The sequence below is a fragment of the Immundisolibacter cernigliae genome (genome assembly GCF_001697225.1).
Classification (GTDB): Bacteria; Pseudomonadota; Gammaproteobacteria; order Immundisolibacterales; family Immundisolibacteraceae; genus Immundisolibacter; species Immundisolibacter cernigliae.
In genome coordinates this window covers 3,028,421-3,045,592 of sequence record NZ_CP014671.1, presented here as the reverse complement: position 1 = coordinate 3,045,592, position 17,172 = coordinate 3,028,421, and the positions used below count along the sequence as shown (strand labels likewise).

General features: G+C 67.9%; 15 protein-coding genes. 12 read left to right on the top strand and 3 right to left on the bottom strand.

The features are described from left to right. Positions 1-17 precede the first annotated feature (17 nt). From PG2T_RS14320 to PG2T_RS14300, 5 genes are all read left to right on the top strand, one after another. Positions 18-911, top strand: coding sequence for a transaldolase family protein (locus PG2T_RS14320; RefSeq protein WP_068806992.1), 894 nt, complete (start codon positions 18-20; stop codon positions 909-911). A 266-nt stretch (positions 912-1,177) separates the two neighbouring features. Continuing rightward, a complete protein-coding gene (locus PG2T_RS14315; protein ID WP_068806989.1) occupies positions 1,178-2,965 on the top strand; it encodes an FAD-dependent oxidoreductase in 1,788 nt (595 codons plus the stop codon). Continuing rightward, the gene (locus PG2T_RS14310; RefSeq protein ID WP_068806985.1) at positions 2,953-4,782 is read left to right on the top strand and encodes a 2-oxoacid:acceptor oxidoreductase subunit alpha; all 1,830 of its coding nucleotides are present in this window, start codon (positions 2,953-2,955) and stop codon (positions 4,780-4,782) included. Before PG2T_RS14315 ends, PG2T_RS14310 begins: the two co-directional genes overlap by 13 nt. Further along, on the top strand, positions 4,779-5,834 hold the full coding sequence (locus PG2T_RS14305; protein ID WP_068806982.1) for a 2-oxoacid:ferredoxin oxidoreductase subunit beta: 1,056 nt from the start codon (positions 4,779-4,781) through the stop codon (positions 5,832-5,834). Before PG2T_RS14310 ends, PG2T_RS14305 begins: the two co-directional genes overlap by 4 nt. Next, a complete protein-coding gene (locus PG2T_RS14300) occupies positions 5,834-6,784 on the top strand; it encodes a DUF3179 domain-containing (seleno)protein (RefSeq protein WP_083214967.1) in 951 nt (316 codons plus the stop codon). Before PG2T_RS14305 ends, PG2T_RS14300 begins: the two co-directional genes overlap by 1 nt. Positions 6,785-6,861: 77 nt before the next feature. Here the strand turns inward: PG2T_RS14300 and PG2T_RS14295 are convergent, their stop codons facing one another. Then, complete coding sequence (locus tag PG2T_RS14295) at positions 6,862-7,668, bottom strand: inositol monophosphatase family protein (protein ID WP_068806979.1); 807 nt, start codon at positions 7,666-7,668, stop codon at positions 6,862-6,864. A gap of 141 nt (positions 7,669-7,809) precedes the next feature. Between PG2T_RS14295 and PG2T_RS14290 the strand changes: the two genes are divergently transcribed. The 5 genes from PG2T_RS14290 to PG2T_RS14270 all read left to right on the top strand — a co-directional run bounded on the left by PG2T_RS14290 (position 7,810) and on the right by PG2T_RS14270 (position 13,451). Then, a complete protein-coding gene (locus PG2T_RS14290) occupies positions 7,810-8,553 on the top strand; it encodes an RNA methyltransferase (RefSeq protein ID WP_068806976.1) in 744 nt (247 codons plus the stop codon). Next, positions 8,553-9,293 carry a serine O-acetyltransferase gene (gene cysE, locus PG2T_RS14285; RefSeq protein WP_083214966.1) on the top strand — a complete coding sequence of 247 codons (741 nt, stop codon included), beginning with the start codon at positions 8,553-8,555 and terminating at the stop codon, positions 9,291-9,293. Before PG2T_RS14290 ends, cysE begins: the two co-directional genes overlap by 1 nt. Next, complete coding sequence (locus PG2T_RS14280; RefSeq protein ID WP_083214965.1) at positions 9,290-10,723, top strand: MATE family efflux transporter; 1,434 nt, start codon at positions 9,290-9,292, stop codon at positions 10,721-10,723. The genes cysE and PG2T_RS14280 overlap by 4 nt, the downstream gene beginning before the upstream one ends. A 63-nt stretch (positions 10,724-10,786) precedes the next feature. Next, a complete protein-coding gene (locus tag PG2T_RS14275) occupies positions 10,787-12,802 on the top strand; it encodes a hypothetical protein (protein ID WP_145931107.1) in 2,016 nt (671 codons plus the stop codon). Between the two features lie 58 nt (positions 12,803-12,860). Then, on the top strand, positions 12,861-13,451 hold the full coding sequence (locus PG2T_RS14270) for a YdbL family probable chaperone protein (RefSeq protein WP_068806970.1): 591 nt from the start codon (positions 12,861-12,863) through the stop codon (positions 13,449-13,451). Positions 13,452-13,529: 78 nt separating this feature from the next. Here PG2T_RS14270 and PG2T_RS14265 read toward each other — a convergent pair whose 3' ends face one another. Both PG2T_RS14265 and PG2T_RS14260 read right to left on the bottom strand, forming a co-directional pair. After that, complete coding sequence (locus tag PG2T_RS14265) at positions 13,530-14,066, bottom strand: aromatic-ring-hydroxylating dioxygenase subunit beta (RefSeq protein ID WP_068806967.1); 537 nt, start codon at positions 14,064-14,066, stop codon at positions 13,530-13,532. Beyond that, positions 14,059-15,390 (bottom strand): aromatic ring-hydroxylating oxygenase subunit alpha, encoded by a 1,332-nt coding sequence (locus tag PG2T_RS14260; RefSeq protein WP_068806964.1) that lies wholly within the window; start codon positions 15,388-15,390, stop codon positions 14,059-14,061. The genes PG2T_RS14265 and PG2T_RS14260 overlap by 8 nt, the downstream gene beginning before the upstream one ends. A gap of 142 nt (positions 15,391-15,532) precedes the next feature. Between PG2T_RS14260 and PG2T_RS14255 the strand changes: the two genes are divergently transcribed. Together PG2T_RS14255 and PG2T_RS14250 are read left to right on the top strand one after the other, a co-directional pair. Further along, complete coding sequence (locus PG2T_RS14255) at positions 15,533-16,216, top strand: FKBP-type peptidyl-prolyl cis-trans isomerase (protein ID WP_083214964.1); 684 nt, start codon at positions 15,533-15,535, stop codon at positions 16,214-16,216. An 81-nt stretch (positions 16,217-16,297) separates the two neighbouring features. Next, positions 16,298-17,140, top strand: a complete 843-nt coding sequence (locus PG2T_RS14250) for a 23S rRNA (adenine(2030)-N(6))-methyltransferase RlmJ (protein ID WP_068806961.1) — start codon at positions 16,298-16,300, stop codon at positions 17,138-17,140. Positions 17,141-17,172: the final 32 nt, after the last annotated feature.

Genomic DNA, 17,172 nt, shown 5'->3' with positions numbered 1-17,172 from the left:
GACCACAGGAAACCGCCATGTTCGACCCCGCCGACTTCAGCCCCGCCATCCAGCAGCGCCGCCGCGTCATGCCGCCGATCCGCGATGCACGCCACCCGGCCGACCGGGCACCGCGCATCTTTGCCGACAGCGCCGACATCCGCGACATCGAGCCGCTGTACCGGGCCGGCATCATCAACGGCGTGACCACCAACCCGACGCTGCTCAAAAAGGCGGGCGCCACCTCCTGGCAGCAGGCCAAGACCATGCTGACCGACATCCTGACCCTGCTGGCGCCCAATCCGGTGAGCCTGGAACTGACCGAACTGACGCAGGACGCGATGCTGGTGCAGGCGCAGGAACTGGCGGCGCTGGGCAGCAATGCGGTCATCAAGGTGCCCATCGGTGGCTACCGGACCGCCGATGCCGGCGCCGATCCGTTCACGGGTCTGAAGGTGATTCGCGCCCTGTGGGAGCAGGGCATCCACACCAACGCCACGCTGGTGTTCAACACCACGCAGGCGTTCTGGGCGGCCAACGCCGGCGCCAGTTGCGTGAGCCCGTTCCTGGGCCGGGTCGCCGATTACCTGGCCAAACATGACGACAAGCTCGGCCCGCCGGGCAATTCGCTGTATCAGGGCGACGGCGAAACCCGTTTTCACAACACCGAATACGTGGCCTGCGGTGGCCCGCGGCAGGATTCCGGTTCGCGGCTGGTGCAGGAAATCGTCACCGTGTTCGCGCACTACGACATCCGCAGCGAAGTGCTGGCGGCCAGCATCCGCAACCCGGCGCAACTGACCGAAATGCTGCTGGCCGGCGCCGACATCCTGACCGTGCCGGCTGCCATCCTGGCCGGCGTGGCCGACCACCCGCTGACCGACCTGGGCATGCAGGCGTTTTGCGCCGACGCGGCGGTGTTCAGCGGCTGAAGGCGCCAGCTCCGGGCAAAAGACCCGGCGCACAGCGCTGGTAGGCAGACGCTGACGTGCTCAGCGTCTCCTGCAGCACAGGAACGCGCTCCAAAATCGGCGGCTGCAAGCCACTGATTTTGTGAGCCATCGGAAAACCACGCTTTTCCGATGGCGGGCGCTGAGAAATCCAGGATGGATTCATTCAGCGCCTCCCTGGGGGCCCTTATGGTTCAATAAGGGAATTTTCTGTCCCCCCCACCTTGCCGTGCCAGCGGTCTCCGTCCTTGAAAAAAACCGACATCTCCGATCCGCAATACTTTCACAAGGTAGTCGACTGTCAATGGGCCTGCCCGGCCCACACCAACGTGCCCGAATACATCCGGCTGATCGCCGCCGGGCGCTACACCGACTCCTACATGCTGAACTGGTTCTCGAACGTGTTCCCGGGCGTGCTCGGGCGCACCTGCGATCGGCCGTGCGAGCCGGCCTGCCGGCGTGGCCGGGTGGAGGAAAAACCGGTCGCCATCTGCCGCCTCAAGCGCGTCGCGGCCGATCTGAAGGACGACATCAGCGACCGCCTGCCGGCCATTCCGACCAAAAAGAACGGCAAGCGCGTGGCGCTGGTCGGCGCCGGTCCGGCCTCGCTGGCGGTGGCGCGCGACCTGCTGCCGCTTGGCTACGAGGTGGTGCTGTACGAGAAGGACCAGCGCGGCGGCGGCGCCATGCGCACGCAGATTCCGGCGTTTCGCCTGCCCGAGTCGGTGCTGGACGAGGAAGTTGACCGCATTCTGGATTTCGGCGTCGAGTGCCACTTTGGCCAGCCGGTCCAGAGCATGGGCTGGCTGCTCAAACAAGGCTTCGATGCGGTGTTCGTGGGCTCCGGCGCGCCGCGTGGGCGGGATCTGGACATCCCCGGCCGCCAGGAAGCCGGCGCCAACATCCACATCGGCATCGACTGGCTGGCCTCGGTGGCTTTCGAGCACGTCCAGAAGATTGGCAAACGGGTGGTGGTGATCGGCGGCGGCAACACGGCCATGGACTGCTGCCGCACTGCGCTGCGCCTGGGCGGCGAGCAGGTGACAGTCACCGTGCGCAGCGGCTTTGACGAAATGAAAGCCTCGCCGTGGGAAAAGGAGGATGCCATGCACGAGGGCATCCCGATCCTGGACTACCACGCGCCCAAATCCTTCGAACTCGAAAACGGCCGCCTGGCCGGAGTGTGGTTCGAGAAGATGCGCGCCGAGCGCGACGACAAGGGACGGCGCACGCTGGTGCCGACCGGCGAACCGCTGGTGCTGATTCCCTGCGACGACGTGCTGATGGCCATCGGTCAGGAAAACGCCTTCCCGTGGATCGAGCGCGACATCGGCATCGAATTCGACCAGTGGGACATGCCCAAGCTGGACGCCGACACCTTTCAGTCGACCCACCCGCAGGTGTTCTTCGGCGGCGACGCCGCATTCGGCCCCAAGAACATCATCTGGGCGGTGGCCCACGGCCATGCGGCAGCCATCTCCATCGACCTGCTGTGCCAGGGCAAGAGCCTGGACGCCCAACGCCCGGCCAAGGGCGTGACCCTGGTCAGCCAGAAGATGGGCATGCACGACTGGAGCTACGGCAACGATTTTGCGGCCACGCAGCGACTCGCCGTGCCGCACGCCGACAAGTTCAAGACGCTCAAGAACATCAAGGTCGAGGTGGAACTGGGCTTCGACGCCGAAATGGCACTCAAGGAAGCGGCCCGGTGTCTGAACTGCGACGTGCAAACGGTGTTCACCGAGAACCTGTGCATCGAGTGCGATGCCTGCGTGGACATCTGCCCGGAAGACTGCATCACCTTCACCACCAACGGTGACGAGGCCGAGCTGCGCACGCGCCTGATGGCGCCGGCAACGAACCTCGACCAGCCGCTGTACGTGTCGGACCCGGTGCCCACCGGGCGGGTCATGGTCAAGGACGAAGACGTGTGCCTGCACTGCGGCTTCTGTGCCGAGCGCTGCCCGACCGGCGCCTGGGACATGCAGAAATCCCTCCTCAAACTTCCGCAAGCAGGTGGCGTATGTCACGTCTAGCCAGGGTCAACGAATTCGTCCTGCGTTTCGCCAACGTCAACGGCACCGGTTCGGCCAGCGCCAACGGCCTGGTGGCGCGGGCGCTGTTTCGCATGGGCCTGCCGGTCGGGCCGAAGAACATCTTCCCGTCCAACATCCAGGGCCTGCCGACCTGGTTCGAGATCCGCGTCAGCGAGGCCGGCTACACCGGCCGCCGCGGCACGGTGGATCTGATGGTGGCCATGAACGGCCAGACCTTCGCCGAGGACGTGCGCAGCGTGGAGCCGGGCGGCTACCTGCTGTACGACTCCTCGAAGCCGCTGGCGCCCGAGCTGCGCCGGCCGGACATCAACTTCCTGGACGTGCCGCTGACGGAAATGGTGACGCGCCAGTTCGCCAACCCGCGCCAGCGCCTGCTGTTCAAGAACATCGCCTACGTCGGCGTGCTGTCGGCGCTGCTGAACATCGAGCCGGCAGTCGTCGAACAGCTGCTGCGCGAGCAGTTCCAGGGCAAGGAAAAGCTGATTCCGCCCAACATGCAGGCCTTCGAACTCGGCCGCGCGGCGGCCCTGGAGCGCTTCGCCTGCCCGCTGCCGATGCATGCGCAGCGGCGCGACGCGGTCGGCGATCGCATCCTGATGGACGGCAACTCGGCGGCCGGCCTGGGCTGCGTGTACGCCGGCGCGACGGTGGCCGCCTGGTACCCGATCACGCCGTCCACCTCGCTGGTGGATGCCTTCAGCGCCTACTGCGAGGACTACCGCGTCAACCCGGACGGCAGCAAGCGCTACGCCATCCTGCAGGCCGAGGACGAGCTGGCCGCCATCGGCATGGTGGTTGGCGCGGCCTGGAACGGCGCGCGCTCGTTCACCGCCACCAGCGGGCCCGGCATCTCGCTGATGACCGAGTTCCTGGGCCTGGCCTACTACGCGGAAATCCCGGTGGTGCTGTTCGACATCCAGCGCTGCGGACCGTCCACCGGCATGCCCACGCGTACCCAGCAGTCGGACCTGCTGTCATCCGCCTACGCCTCGCACGGCGACACCAAGCACGTGCTGCTGTTTCCGGCCTCGCCCAAGGAATGCTTCGAGATGGCCGCGCAGGCCTTCGACCTGGCCGAGCGGCTGCAAACGCCGGTGCTGGTGATGAGCGATCTGGACCTTGGCATGAACGACTGGCTGTCCGAACCGCTCACCTGGAACGACAGCTATCGGCCGGATCGCGGCAAGGTGGTCACGCGCGAGCAGCTGGAGGACGGCTTCCAGTTCTATCGCTACCTGGATGTCGACGGCGACGCCATCCCGTATCGCACCCTGCCTGGCACGCACCCGAGCAAGGGCGCCTTCTTCACCCGCGGCTCGGGGCACGATCGCCTGGGCGCCTACACCGAGGACGGCGCCAAGTACCAGGACAACGTCGATCGGCTGCGGCGCAAGTTCGACACCGCCGCCACGCTGGTGCCGGATGCGGTCACCCTGCGCGATGGCGGCAACAGCGCCGGCATCCTCTACATCGGCACCACCGCCGAGGTGATGCCCGAGGCGCTGGATGCGCTGACCGCGCAGGGCCTGGACGTGGACGCGCTGCGGGTGCGCGCCTTCCCGTTCAGCAAGCGCGTGTATGACTTCATCGCCGCCCACGACACCGTGTTCGTCGTCGACCAGAACCGCGACGGCCAACTGCGCGCCATGCTGCTGATCGAGGGCAACCTCGACCCGGCCAGGCTGGTGCCGGTGCTCAGCTACGACGGCATGCCGGTGACGGCCGATTTTCTGGTCCGCAGCATCAGCGCGCATCTGGAACCGGTGCGCGCGCTCGCCATGGGAGCCTCCGCATGAGCTATTTGCCCAAGCCCAAGATTCACCACCCGCAGCTGCCCAAGAACACGCTGGGCCTGACCCGCCGCGACTACGAGGGCTCACTGTCCACGCTGTGCGCCGGTTGCGGGCACGACTCGGTCAGCGCGGCGCTGATCCAGGCCTGCTTCGAGCTCGACCTGCCGCCGCACCGGGTCGGCAAGCTGTCCGGTATCGGCTGCTCGTCCAAGACGCCCACCTACTTCCTGGGCCCGGCGCACGGTTTCAACTCCGTGCACGGCCGCATGCCGTCGATCGCCTCGGGCGCCGCCGCGGCCAACCGGGATCTGGTCTACATCGGCGTGTCGGGCGACGGCGACACGGCCTCGATCGGCCTGGGCCAGTTCATCCACGCCACGCGCCGCGGCGTCAACATGCTGTACCTGGTCGAGAACAACGGCACCTACGGCCTGACCAAGGGCCAGTTCTCGGCCACCGCCGACGTCGGCTCAAAGAGCAAGGCCGGCAAGGCCAACCCGTATACGCCGATCGACCTGGTGCAGCTCGCCCTGCAGATGGGCGCCGGCTTCGTGGCGCGCAGCTTCTCCGGCGACAAGGAGCAGCTGGTGCCGCTGCTGAAGGCCGCCATCGCCTACCCGGGCTTTGCCTTCATCGACGTCATCTCGCCCTGCGTCACCTTCAACAATCACGAATCCTCGACCAAGAGCTACGCCCACATCCGCCGCCACGACCGGCCGGTGATGGCGGCGGACTTCGTGCCGCTGGCGCAGGAAATCACCGCCGCCTACGCACCGGGCGATCGCCACACGGTAACCCTGCACGACGGCTCGATGCTGCACCTGAAAAAACTGGCAGACGACTACGACCCCTACGACCGCATCGGCGCCATGAACTACCTGCAGCGCCACCAGGCCGACGGCAGCGTGCTGACCGGCCTGCTGTACCTGGACGCCGAGCCGACCGAAATGCACGCCATGCTGGGCACCGACACGACCGCGCTGAACAGCCTGCCGTTCGAGGTTCTGAACCCCGGCTCGGCGGAGCTGGCCGCCGTCAACGCGGCGCTACGCTGATGCCGGTGACGGCCGGGCGCTGGCTCGTGGCGGGCGTGTTGCTGGCGACAAGCCTCGTCGCGCGCGCCGAAAGCCCGGCTGACGACTGGAACGGCTTCGACCTGACCGATCTTGCCGTGCCCAGGGCCGGCCTGGCCAATGGCGGACAGCCGCGCGACGGCATCCCGGCCCTGAACAATCCGAAATTCAAACCGGCCGGCGAAGTCGGCATGGGCTTCGAGGAACGTGTGGTCGGCGTGGTCCTGGGCGGCGTCGCCCGCGCCTATCCGCGCAGCGTGCTGGTCTGGCACGAAGTGCTCAACGACCGCATCGGCGAGCAGCCGTTTGTGCTCGTGTACAGCCCGCTCAGCGGCACCGTGGCGGGCTTCGATGCCCGCTCCGCCGCGGGTGCCGACCGCTTCGGCGTTTCCGGGCTGGTCTACAACAGCGGCACCGTGCTGTTCGACCGCGCCAGCCAGTCACTCTGGCTGCCCCTGGAGGGCCTTGCCATTGCCGGACCGCGCAAGGGCCAGCGGCTGGCGGCCATCGACGCGACAGAAACCAGCTGGGCCGACTGGCTGACGCGCCACCCGAAAACCGAAGTGCTGACCGCCGACACCGGCCATCAGCGCCCCTACGGCCGCGACCCCTACGCCGACTACGTCTCCAACAGCGAGCTGCGCTTCCCGCTGGCGGCGCGCGACGACCGCTATCACCCGAAGGAGCCGGTGCTCGTCCTGGGCCATGAGGGCCGCTACAAGGCCTATCCGTTCGTGGAACTGGCTGCCCACGACACAGCGTTCACGGACGAATTCGCCGGCGCCACGTATCACATCGACTTCAACTATGCCGACCAGCGCGCGCTGGTCAGCGACGCCGACGGCAAGCCGGTACCGACGGCGACCGAATACTGGTTCGCATGGCATGCCGGCCACCCCGGCGATTCCGTTTACCGGGCAAAGCCGCCCTGAAGGGCCCGGCAACCGGTCTGCGGCTTGCCAATAGGCCGGCTAATACAAGCCCTTTAGATCTTGCTTCAGCCTGCGATTCAAGCCGGCAGATCCGGCCCCAGGTGCGGCTTCACGGCGTCCATCAGCGCCTGATGCACGCGCAGGTTGCCGCCGACCACGTTACCGGTCTTCATCAACTGATCGCCGCCGCGGATGTCGGTGACTACGCCGCCGGCTTCCTGGATCAGCAGCACCCCGGCCGCGATGTCCCACGGCTGCAGGCCAAGCTCCCAGAAACCATCGAAGCGGCCGGCGGCCACGTAGGCCAGATCCAGCGCTGCCGAGCCGGCACGGCGGATGGCGCAACCGGCCAGCGATACAGCCTTGAAGGATTCCGTGTAGGCGTCCAGGTGGCGCTGCGACTTGAACGGGAAGCCGGTGCCGATGACCGCACCGGCCAGCTTGGTGTGCTGACTGACGCGCAGGCGCCGGTCGTCCAGGCGCGCTCCCTTGCCGCGCTCGGCCACGAACAGTTCGTTGCGAACCGGATCGTAGACCACGCCGACCTCGAGCCGGCCCTTGATTTCGAGCGCGATCGACACCGAGTACCACGGCAGGTCGTGCAGGTAGTTGGTGGTGCCGTCCAGTGGATCGATGATCCAGCGCGCACCGTGGCTGCCGACCTCGCCCTGGGCACCGCCTTCCTCGCCCAGGATGGCGTGGTCCGGATAGGCGCGGTGGATGATCTCGACGATGCGCCGCTCGGCCTCGCGGTCGGCCTCGCTGACGAAATCGTTGGGGCCTTTCATCTCGACCCGCAGTTCGTGCAAACGCTCGCCGGTGCGCAACAGGAAATCGCCGGCAGCGCGGGCAGCGCGCACGGCAATGGTGGTCAATGGCGACATGGGACTACTCGTTGCAAAGAGCGTCGTGGCGCGAAGCTCACGCCACGACTGGGCGGTGATTTTAGCGCGCGCCGGTGGCCAACCGCCCGGCCACGGGCGAGCCCGCAGGCCCACTGGCCGCCGGGCGCTAAAATTCGGCCCATGACGGCCCTCTCACACATCCGCATCGTGCTGGTCGGCACCACCCATCCGGGCAATATCGGCGCGGTGGCGCGGGCCATGCACAACATGGCCCTGACCCGCCTGTACCTGGTACAGCCGAAATTCTTTCCACACGAGGATGCCACCGCGCGCGCCGCTGGCGCCGATCAGGTGCTCAGAGACGCCGTGGTGTGCGACAGCCTGCCGGCGGCGATCGCCGACTGCACGCTGGTGGTCGGCGCCAGCGCACGTGTGCGCAGCATCGAACTGCCGCCACTGGACCCGCACGCCTGCGCCGGGCAGATTCTCGCCCACGCGGGCAACGGCGAAGCGGCGCTGGTGTTCGGTCCGGAGCATTCGGGCCTGAGCAACGCGCAGCTGGACCTGTGCCAGCAGCGGGTGTGCATCCCCAGCAATCCGGAGTTTGCGTCGCTGAATCTGGCCGCCGCGGTGCAGGTGCTGGCCTACGAGATCTACCGCCAGGCCGGCGCGGTCCCGGTGGCGCTGGAGCCCCCCAATCCACCGGCCACCCGCGACGAGGTCGAGCGCCTGTTCGTGCACCTTGAACAGACCCTGAACGCGCTCGATTTCCTGTTGCCGAACAATCCGCAGCGCTCCATGCGCCGCCTGCGTGCGCTTGTCAACCGCGCGGCGCCGGACCAGAATGAAATCCAGATTTTGCGCGGCATTCTGTCCGCCACCGGGCGGGCCATCGCGGCCGCCGATGCCAAGAGTGACCCCTGATGCTGAACCGCCTGCGAGAAGACATCGACTGCGTGTTCGCCCGCGATCCGGCGGCGCGTAACCGTTTCGAGGTGTTCACCACCTACCCCGGCCTGCATGCCCTGTGGCTGCACCGCCTGGCGCACTGGCTGTGGGGACTGAAAATGCGCTGGCTGGCGCGGGCGGTGGCCTACCTCTCGCGCTTTCTGACCGGCATCGAGATCCACCCCGGCGCGCGCATCGGACGGCGCTTTTTCATCGACCACGGCCTGGGCGTGGTAATCGGCGAGACGGCCGAAATCGGCGACGACTGCACGCTCTACCACGGCGTGACCCTGGGCGGCACCACCTGGGAGAAGGGCAAGCGTCACCCGACACTCGAAAACGACGTCGTGGTCGGCGCCGGCGCCAAGATCCTGGGGCCCATCACCATGGGCCAGGGCGCGCGGGTCGGCAGCAACTCGGTGGTGGTCAAGGATGTACCGGCCGGCGCCACCGTGGTCGGCATCCCCGGTCGCATCGTGGTGGCCGATGCCGAGCGCCGGCGTGAGACGGCCGCCCGCATCGGCTTTGCCGCCTACGGCCTGCGCGGCGACCTGCCGGACCCGGTCAGCCGGTCGCTGGACACCGTGCTCGATCACATCGAGGCGATCGAGGAGCGCATGGCCAAGATCACCGCCGCCCTGCAGGAACTGGGCGTCACACCCGGCACGGATGACGCTGCCGCTGCGCACGCGCGGCGCGACGACACGCAGGATTGACCGCGCCGAGTGACGCGGCGGCGCCGGCCGGCGATGCACTGACCGGCGCGCCCGATTACCGGCAGGGCGCCGACCTTGGCGCCCTATCGCGTCGGCGCCGGCCGTTCATCGAACCGGAACGCCTCAAACGCATCCTGGCCCTGGCGCTGCCCATCATCGCCGCCATGGTGTCGCAGAGCCTGCTGAACGTGGTCGACACGGCCATGGTCGGCGGCCTTGGCGATGCCGCGCTGGCGGCGGTGGGCCTGGGCAGCTTCGTGCTGTTCACCTGCCAGGCCATGATCCTTGGACTGTCGGTCGGCGTGCAGGCCATTGCCGCCCGCCGCAAGGGCGAGGGCCGACTGGACGAAACCGCCGTACCGCTGAACGCCAGCCTGCTGCTGATCCTGGTCGTCGGCCCGCTGCTTACGCTGGCGCTGTGCCTGCTGGCGCCGTGGTTCTTTCCGCTGCTGAATCCCGATCCGGCGGTGATTGCCGGCGCCGTGCCGTATTTCCAGATCCGCATGCTGGCCGGACCGCTGATGGTTATGAACTATGCCTTTCGCGGCTACTGGAACGGCATCGGCCAGTCGCGCCTGTACATGACCACGCTGCTGATCATGCACGCCAGCAACGTGCTGCTGAATTACATGTTCATCTACGGCCACTTCGGCGCGCCCGCATTGGGCGTGGTCGGCTCCGGCCTGGGCACGGCGCTGTCGGTGTTTCTTGGCACCGCCATCTACTACGGCTTTGGCTGGCGCTATGCGCTCGAAGGCGGCTTCCTGCGCCGCCGGCCGCGGCGGGAGGATTACTCGGTGCTGGTGCGCATCTCGGTGCCGGCCGGCCTGCAGCATGTGTCGATGTCGGCCGGCCTGGTGGCGCTGTACTGGATCATCGGGCGCATCGGCACGGCGGAACTGGCCGCCGCCAACGTGCTGGTCAACCTGATGACGGTCGCCATCCTGCCGGGGATGGGCCTGGCGATGGCGGCGGCAACGCTGGTCGGGCAGGCACTGGGTCGCGGCGACATCGCCGATGCCAAACGCTGGACGCGCGACACGCTGCGGGTGGGCATGGTGGGTCTGGGCCTGCTGGGCGCGCCGATGGTGCTGGCGCCGGACCTGATCCTGGGGCTTTTCCTGCACAACCCGGACACCGTCGCGCTCGCCCGCTGGCCGATGCGCATCGCCGGCATGGCGGTGCTGATCGAGGGCGTCAAGCGCGTCTACATGCAGGTGCTGATGAGCGCCGGCGACGGGCGGCGGGTGATGCGCGTCAGCGTGCTGACGCAGTGGGGCATGTTCACGCCGCTGGCGTACCTGATCGGCCCGGTGTGGGGCCTTGGCCTGCTTGGCATCTGGGTGGGGCAGGAGCTTTATCGCCTGACCCAGGTGGCGGTGTTTCGCCGCTACTGGCGCCAGGGACAGTGGGCGCGGATCCGGATTTAGCGGCCACGAGACGCTGGCGGCCCCGGCTGGCGGCAGTATTTCGGAACGTGCGACCATGCCTGCGTGCAAAAGCTGGCAGTTCTGTCATTGGCCGGGCTCGGGGCGATTGCGCCACGCGCGCCGGCGCAGGAAATCACCGTCGATGTAGGCGCGTTGGCCGGGCCGAGCTGGCGCGCCGACAACATCACCCTGACCTATCTGTCCCCGTCCGCGCTGCGCCTCGATGTGGCGACCGTCCAGTGGGCGGGACGCGTGGCCGCGACAAAGCTGCAGGCGCATTGCTCGACACGGTTTGTGGCGACCGAACTGCGCTGCGAGCGCGGCAGATTTTCGGCAACCATCCCCGGCTGGGGCCGACTGCAGGGAACACTGGAAGGCGCATTCGGCAACGCCGAGAGCTGGCGTGCCCGGCTCGAAGTCCCGCGCCACGGCCTGCTCGCGACACTGGAGCAGTCCGCCGCCGACATGAATGTTGCGGTGCGCGTGCACGGCCAGAAGGCCGAAGACCTGCGCAAGCTGGCGGCCGCCTTCGGGCAGGCCATGCCCGGGGAGTTTGCCGGCAACGTGGACCTGACGCTGCGCGCAACGCTCGGCCCGGCGACAACCACGGCCACCTTGGAGATGAGCACCGGCTCCCTGAGCTACCAGGAACCTTCCGGCCGCTACGCCGCCGAGAATCTTGCCGCGCACGCCCGTGCGCGCTGGGACAGCGGGCCGCAGCAGTGGACCTTGCGGGCAGAAGGCCGCGGCGGGCAGGTGTACGCGGAACCGCTGTTTCTGGATTTCACCGCGCTGCCCACGACGGCCGAGCTCGTCGCGCTCGACTCCAAGGACCATTGGCGTATCGAAGGCCTGCACCTGCGGCAGGGCACTGCCGGCACGCTCGAGGCCACGGGCCTGATCAGCAAGGCCGGGTTGAGGCTGGAAAGCGCTGAACTGGCCTTCGATGCCCCCGCCCTGGCGTCCCTGTTTGCGACCGATGTCCAGCCCTTTCTAATCGGGACGCCGCTGGATGGCCTCACCGCCCAGGGCACGGCGCGCGGCAGTGTGTCGCTGCGCAGCGGCAGCCTGACGGCGCTGACGGCCGAGCTGTCCGGGGTTGCGCTCAGTGCCGGCCGACTCGGGCTCTCCCTGGATGACCTGAACGGACAGGTGCACTGGGCACCCGCCGGTGCTGCACCGTCGTCCCTGCAATGGCACGCGGGGAGCATCGGCCGCATCCCGCTGGGGCCATCCAAAGTGTCGTTCCGGGCGCAGGGCCGCGACCTCGAACTGCTGGCCCCGTGGCGACAGCCGCTGCTCGAAGGGGCGGTGCACGTGCAGCGGCTTGCCCTGAGCAAGGTCGGACTGCCGCAGCTGGACGCCGATTTTCGCGCAGCGCTGGAGCCGATCGATCTGGCCGCGCTGTGCCGGGCGCTGGACTGGCCGGTGTTCGGCGGCACGCTGGGTGGGCAGTTGCCAGGCCTTCGCGTGCAAAACGAGGTCTGGTCCATCGACGGCGCGCTCGAGGCACAGGTCTTCGACGGCACGGTCCGTCTGGAAAACCTGCGGGCCATAGAACCGTTCGGAGTGCTTCCCCGGGTGGCGGCGGACGCACACATGCGCCGGATCGATCTTGAAACGCTCACCGGCACGTTTTCCTTCGGGCGCATCACGGGGCGGCTGGATGGCGACGTCGAGGGCCTGCGGCTGCTGGACTGGAAGCCGGTGGCGTTCGATGCGCGTTTCCACTCCACGCCGGGGGACGACTCGCGCCGGCGAATCTCCCAGCGCGCGATCGACAACATTTCCGCCATCGGGGGTGGACCCACCGGACTGCTGTCGCGCGGCTTCCTGAGCATCTTCAAGGACTTTTCCTACGACCGCATGGGCATCAGCTGCGTGCTGCGCGACGGACGCTGCCGGATGGACGGCATCGAACCGGCGCCGCCCCACGATGGCCAGGCCGGTTATTACCTGGTCAAGGGGCGACTGCTGCCCAGGATTGACGTGGTCGGCTACACGCGAGAAGTGTCGTGGGACACTCTGGTACAACAGGTCGAGGCGGCGCTCGCATCCGGCGGCCCGCAGACACAGTAGTTGCGATCGCCATGGCGATGCGCTCGGCAGTAGTTTTCAAGCGGTGACGGAGGTTTTCATGAAACGGGCAATTTCGGCGCCTACCCTGCTGGCACTGTTTCTGTGCACAGCCTGCGTCACGATCAACGTCTACTTCCCGGCCGCGGCGGCCGAGAAGGCGGCCGATCGCATCATCGATGAGGTCTGGGACCAGGGCGCGCCCAAGCCCGGTGGCAGCGTCGTGCCGCCGCAATCGAGTCTGCCGTCGCGCTTCCTGTTTGCGACGCTGGATTTCGTGATCTCCCCGGCACATGCCGCGCAGCCGGACATCGACATCTCCTCACCGGAGGTGCAGCGCGTCAAGGCCTCGCTGGAAGCCCGTTTCAGCTCGCTGAAGCCGTATTTCGACTCCGGCGCTGTCGGCCTCACCGGCGACGGGCTGGTCGCCGTGCGCGATCCAAACGGCGTGCCACTGGCGCAGCGCAACGCCGTCAAGGCGCTGGTTGCCGATGAGAACCGCGACCGCCTGGCCCTGTACCAGCAGATCGCCAACGCCAACGGCCAGCCGCAGTGGGCAGGGCAGATCCAGAGCGTGTTCGCGCAGCGCTGGGTGGCCAAGGCCCAGCCGGGCTGGTGGTACCAGGACTCGAGCGGCTGGAAACAGAAATAAGGCCGGCGCAAAAACTCTCGCCGCCAGCCCACGGCAAGAAGAACGGCGCACCCGGCCGGCGTGCGCCGTTGCGGGCCTTCAGAAAAACATCGAAAGATTCGGCGCCAGCACGGTGGCCTGATCCAAATGAATGGTGCGCTTGGCAATGACAAAGCCAAACGGCGTGTCCACCCGCCGCAGGCGGTCGATGCGCTCGCCGTAGAACAGGTCCACGTCCCGCTCCAGGCGACTGCGATGCAGGGCGAAGTAGCTGTTTACGGTGTACTCGCCGTTGCCCTGATCCGCAATTCGGACATTGCTGACCAGGTGCCGGGTGCGCGACGGCGGCTCCTCGGCCCAGGCCAGGCCCGTGTTCAGGCGCCGGACGCGCACCAGCATGCTGGGCTTGTCCTCGTCGAACAGGGCCACCTCGTCGGCGGCCGAGTATTCGAGGTCGCGCTCGCGGCGCAGCGTGGTGCGCCGGGTCGGCATGAAGTAATGCAGGTCATCCGCCAGCAGGGTTAGCCAGACGTCGAACTCGCGTGAGTCCAGCAGCGCTGCCTCGGCGTACAGGAACTGTTCGATCTGCTGCTGCAATTCCGGCACCACGCGCGCCGGCAGGAAGGCCTCATCCATGGCTTGCCACCGCGCCCAGGCCGCGCGGGGCCAGTTCCGCCCAGCTTTGCGCGCCCATCACCTGCGCCCAGCGGCGGTACATGCCGCGCGCCGCCAGTTCCCCGTACACGTAGCCGATTCGGCCGGGCAGGTCAGGATCGTCGCTGCGGTCCATGCCCAGCCCCATCTGGGCATTGAACGGCTGCTGGCGCGCCACATGGCCGCGCAGGACCTTTTGAATCTCGGTCCAGTTCTCGCCGTCGTCCTGTTCCAGGATGCCGCCCGGCGAGAAGGTGCGCAGCACGGCCTTGCGGTAGGCCTCCTTCACTTCGGCCGGCGCCGCCTTGTCGACCAGCGTCCAGGCCCAGATTTCGATCTCGTCCGGACCGCGCGGGTGCCACACGCGCAGCGTGTTGATGCCGGGCAGGAACGACAGCGTCGGGAACACCGTCATGTGGGCACCGTTCATGCGCACGCCGCGCAGCTCGCCCAGGCGCTCGGTGACGGCGGTGGCGCCGCTTTGCATGTAGTAACCGGCCGCCGTTTCGCCCAGCAGCGGGAACAGGAACTCGGGCGTGTCCATGAAAAACCCGGTGCCGTGGCCCAGCGCCGAGCTGAACTGCTTGCCCTTCATCGGCCAGCCTGCCTGGCCGGGGTCGATGTCCGGCGGCAGGCTGGCCAGCACCGGCGAGGAATGGCTGAACGGCGCGTGGTACATGTCCGAGCAGAACTGCTCGGCGGCGAATTTCCAGTTACAGCGGATCACCCACTTGTGCACGCCGCCAACGGCCTCGGTGCCACCGGGCATGCGGTCCAGAAACAGATCCACGTACCAGGCCATGTCGCCCAGGTACTCGGCCACCGGCGGCACGTCGGCGTCCCAGCAGCCGAACACCAGTCCCTTGTAGACCTCCACCCGCGGCACCCGGCGCGGGCTCCAGCGCGCCTTGTCCACCTGGCCGTAGGCCTCCTTCTCGAACGGCACCTCGACCAGGTTGCCGCCCATGTCGTAGGCCCAACCGTGGTACGAACAGGTGAAGGCCCTGGCGTTGCCGCTGTCGGCCCGGCACAGGCGCATGCCGCGGTGGCGGCATTGGTTCAGGAAGGCGCTGATCGAGCCGTCCTTCTGGCGCACCACCAGCACCGGGTCTTCGGCCATGTAGGTGGCGAAAAAGTCGCCCGGGTTCTTGAGCTGGCTCTCGTGCGCCAGGAACAGCCAGCAGCGCGTGAACACGCGCTCGAGCTCCTGCTGGTAGATGGCCTGATCCTGGAAAATGCGCGGGCTAAGCAAGCCGTGGTCGGCATCGACCAGGGCCGCCAGATCGGCAGGCGTGAAGCTGGCCATGAGGGTCCCTCCTCGTGATGGGGTAAACGGCCGCTCGGTTTATAGCCGGTGGCGGATGCCCCAAGCAAGGGCCGTTGTGGGATCATGGCGCGCCTTTTCGCGGCCACCGGCCGTTCCCCCCTCTGCGCAACCCGAGAACGCCATGCTTCGCACCGCCCTGCCGGTGGCCATCGCCGCCATCTTTTCCACTGCCGCCATCGCGGCGACCCTGACCACCGACGAGCAGAAGGCCGCCTACGCAATCGGCTACCAGTTCGGCGCCAACGCCAAGCGCGACGGCCTGCCGCTGGACCCAGCGGCCGCCGCGGATGGCCTCAAGGATGCCCTGGCCGGCGCCAAGCCGGCCGCAGAACCGGCCGCCCTGCAGGCCGCACTCGACAAGCTGCGCACCGACATGGAAGGCAAGGCCAAGGCCGCCGGCGACAAGAACGCCAAGGACGGTAGCGCCTTTCGGGCCGACTACGCCAAGACCAAGGGCGTGAAGAAAACCGAAACCGGCCTGCTGTATCAGGTCCTCACCGAGGGCAAGGGCGCCAAGCCCAAGGCCACCGACACGGTCAAGGTTCACTACCGCGGCACGTTGCCGGACGGCACCGAGTTCGACAGCTCCTACAAGCGCAGCGAACCGGCCACCTTCCAGGTCAACCAGATCATCCCCGGCTGGCAGGAAGCGCTGGTGCTGATGCCCAAGGGCTCGAAGTGGAAGATCGTCCTGCCGCCGGAACTGGCGTACGGCGCCCAAGGCGCCGGCCGCGCCATCGGTCCCAACCAGACCCTGGTGTTCGAGATCGAGCTGCTGGACATCGCCGCCGCCGCGCCGAAATAAGCACATCTGCATGATCGGCGGCGGGGTCCGGCCAGTGGCTCCGCCGCCCGTTTTCCGGCCGCCGCCCGGACGGTCACCCCGATGAACTACCGTCACGCCTTTCACGCCGGCAATTTTGCCGACGTCATGAAGCACGTCTGCCTGGTCGCGCTGCTGCGCGGCCTGTCGCGCAAGGACAGCGCCTGGTGCTTCCTGGACACCCACGCCGGCGCGGGTGACTACGATCTGGGCGCCCCGCCGTCGCAAAAGACCGGCGAATACCGGCACGGCATCGGCCGTCTGTGGCAGGCCACCGGCCCATTGCCGGACGCGCTGACCGATTACCTGAACGTTATCCGTCCGCTGCTGGGCAATGACGGGACGCTGCGCCGTTATCCGGGCTCGCCGCTGATCGCCGCCGCCGTGGCCCGGCCGCAGGACCGCCTGATCGCCTGCGAGCTCAATCCGCTGGAATTCGCCACCCTGGGCGAAGCCTGTCGCGGCCACGGCCCGATCACCGTGCAGCAGATGGATGGCTACCAGGCCTTGAAAGCCTATCTGCCGCCGCGCGAGCGCCGCGGCCTGGTGCTGATCGACCCACCCTACGAGCAGCCGGGCGAGCTGCCGCGCCTGCCGCGCGAGCTGCTGGCGGCGCACAAGCGCTTTGCCACCGGCGTGTATGCGCTGTGGTATCCGCTCAAGGACGAGGGCCCCATCGCCGGCCTCAAGCGGCAGCTGAAAGACGCCGGCCTGCGCCGCATCCTGCAGGTGGAGCTGCGCCTGACGCCGCTGGTTCAGGGCGGCATGCTGCACGGCTGCGGCGTGCTGGTGATCAATCCGCCGTGGGGTTTCGCCCAGCAGATGGCGACCGCCATGCCCGCACTGGCGGCCATCCTGGCCCCCGGCAGCGGCCAGGGCCGGGTGGACTGGCTGGTGCCGGAATAAAAGGAGCCCGAATCCCGGAGCAGCCCGGGCAG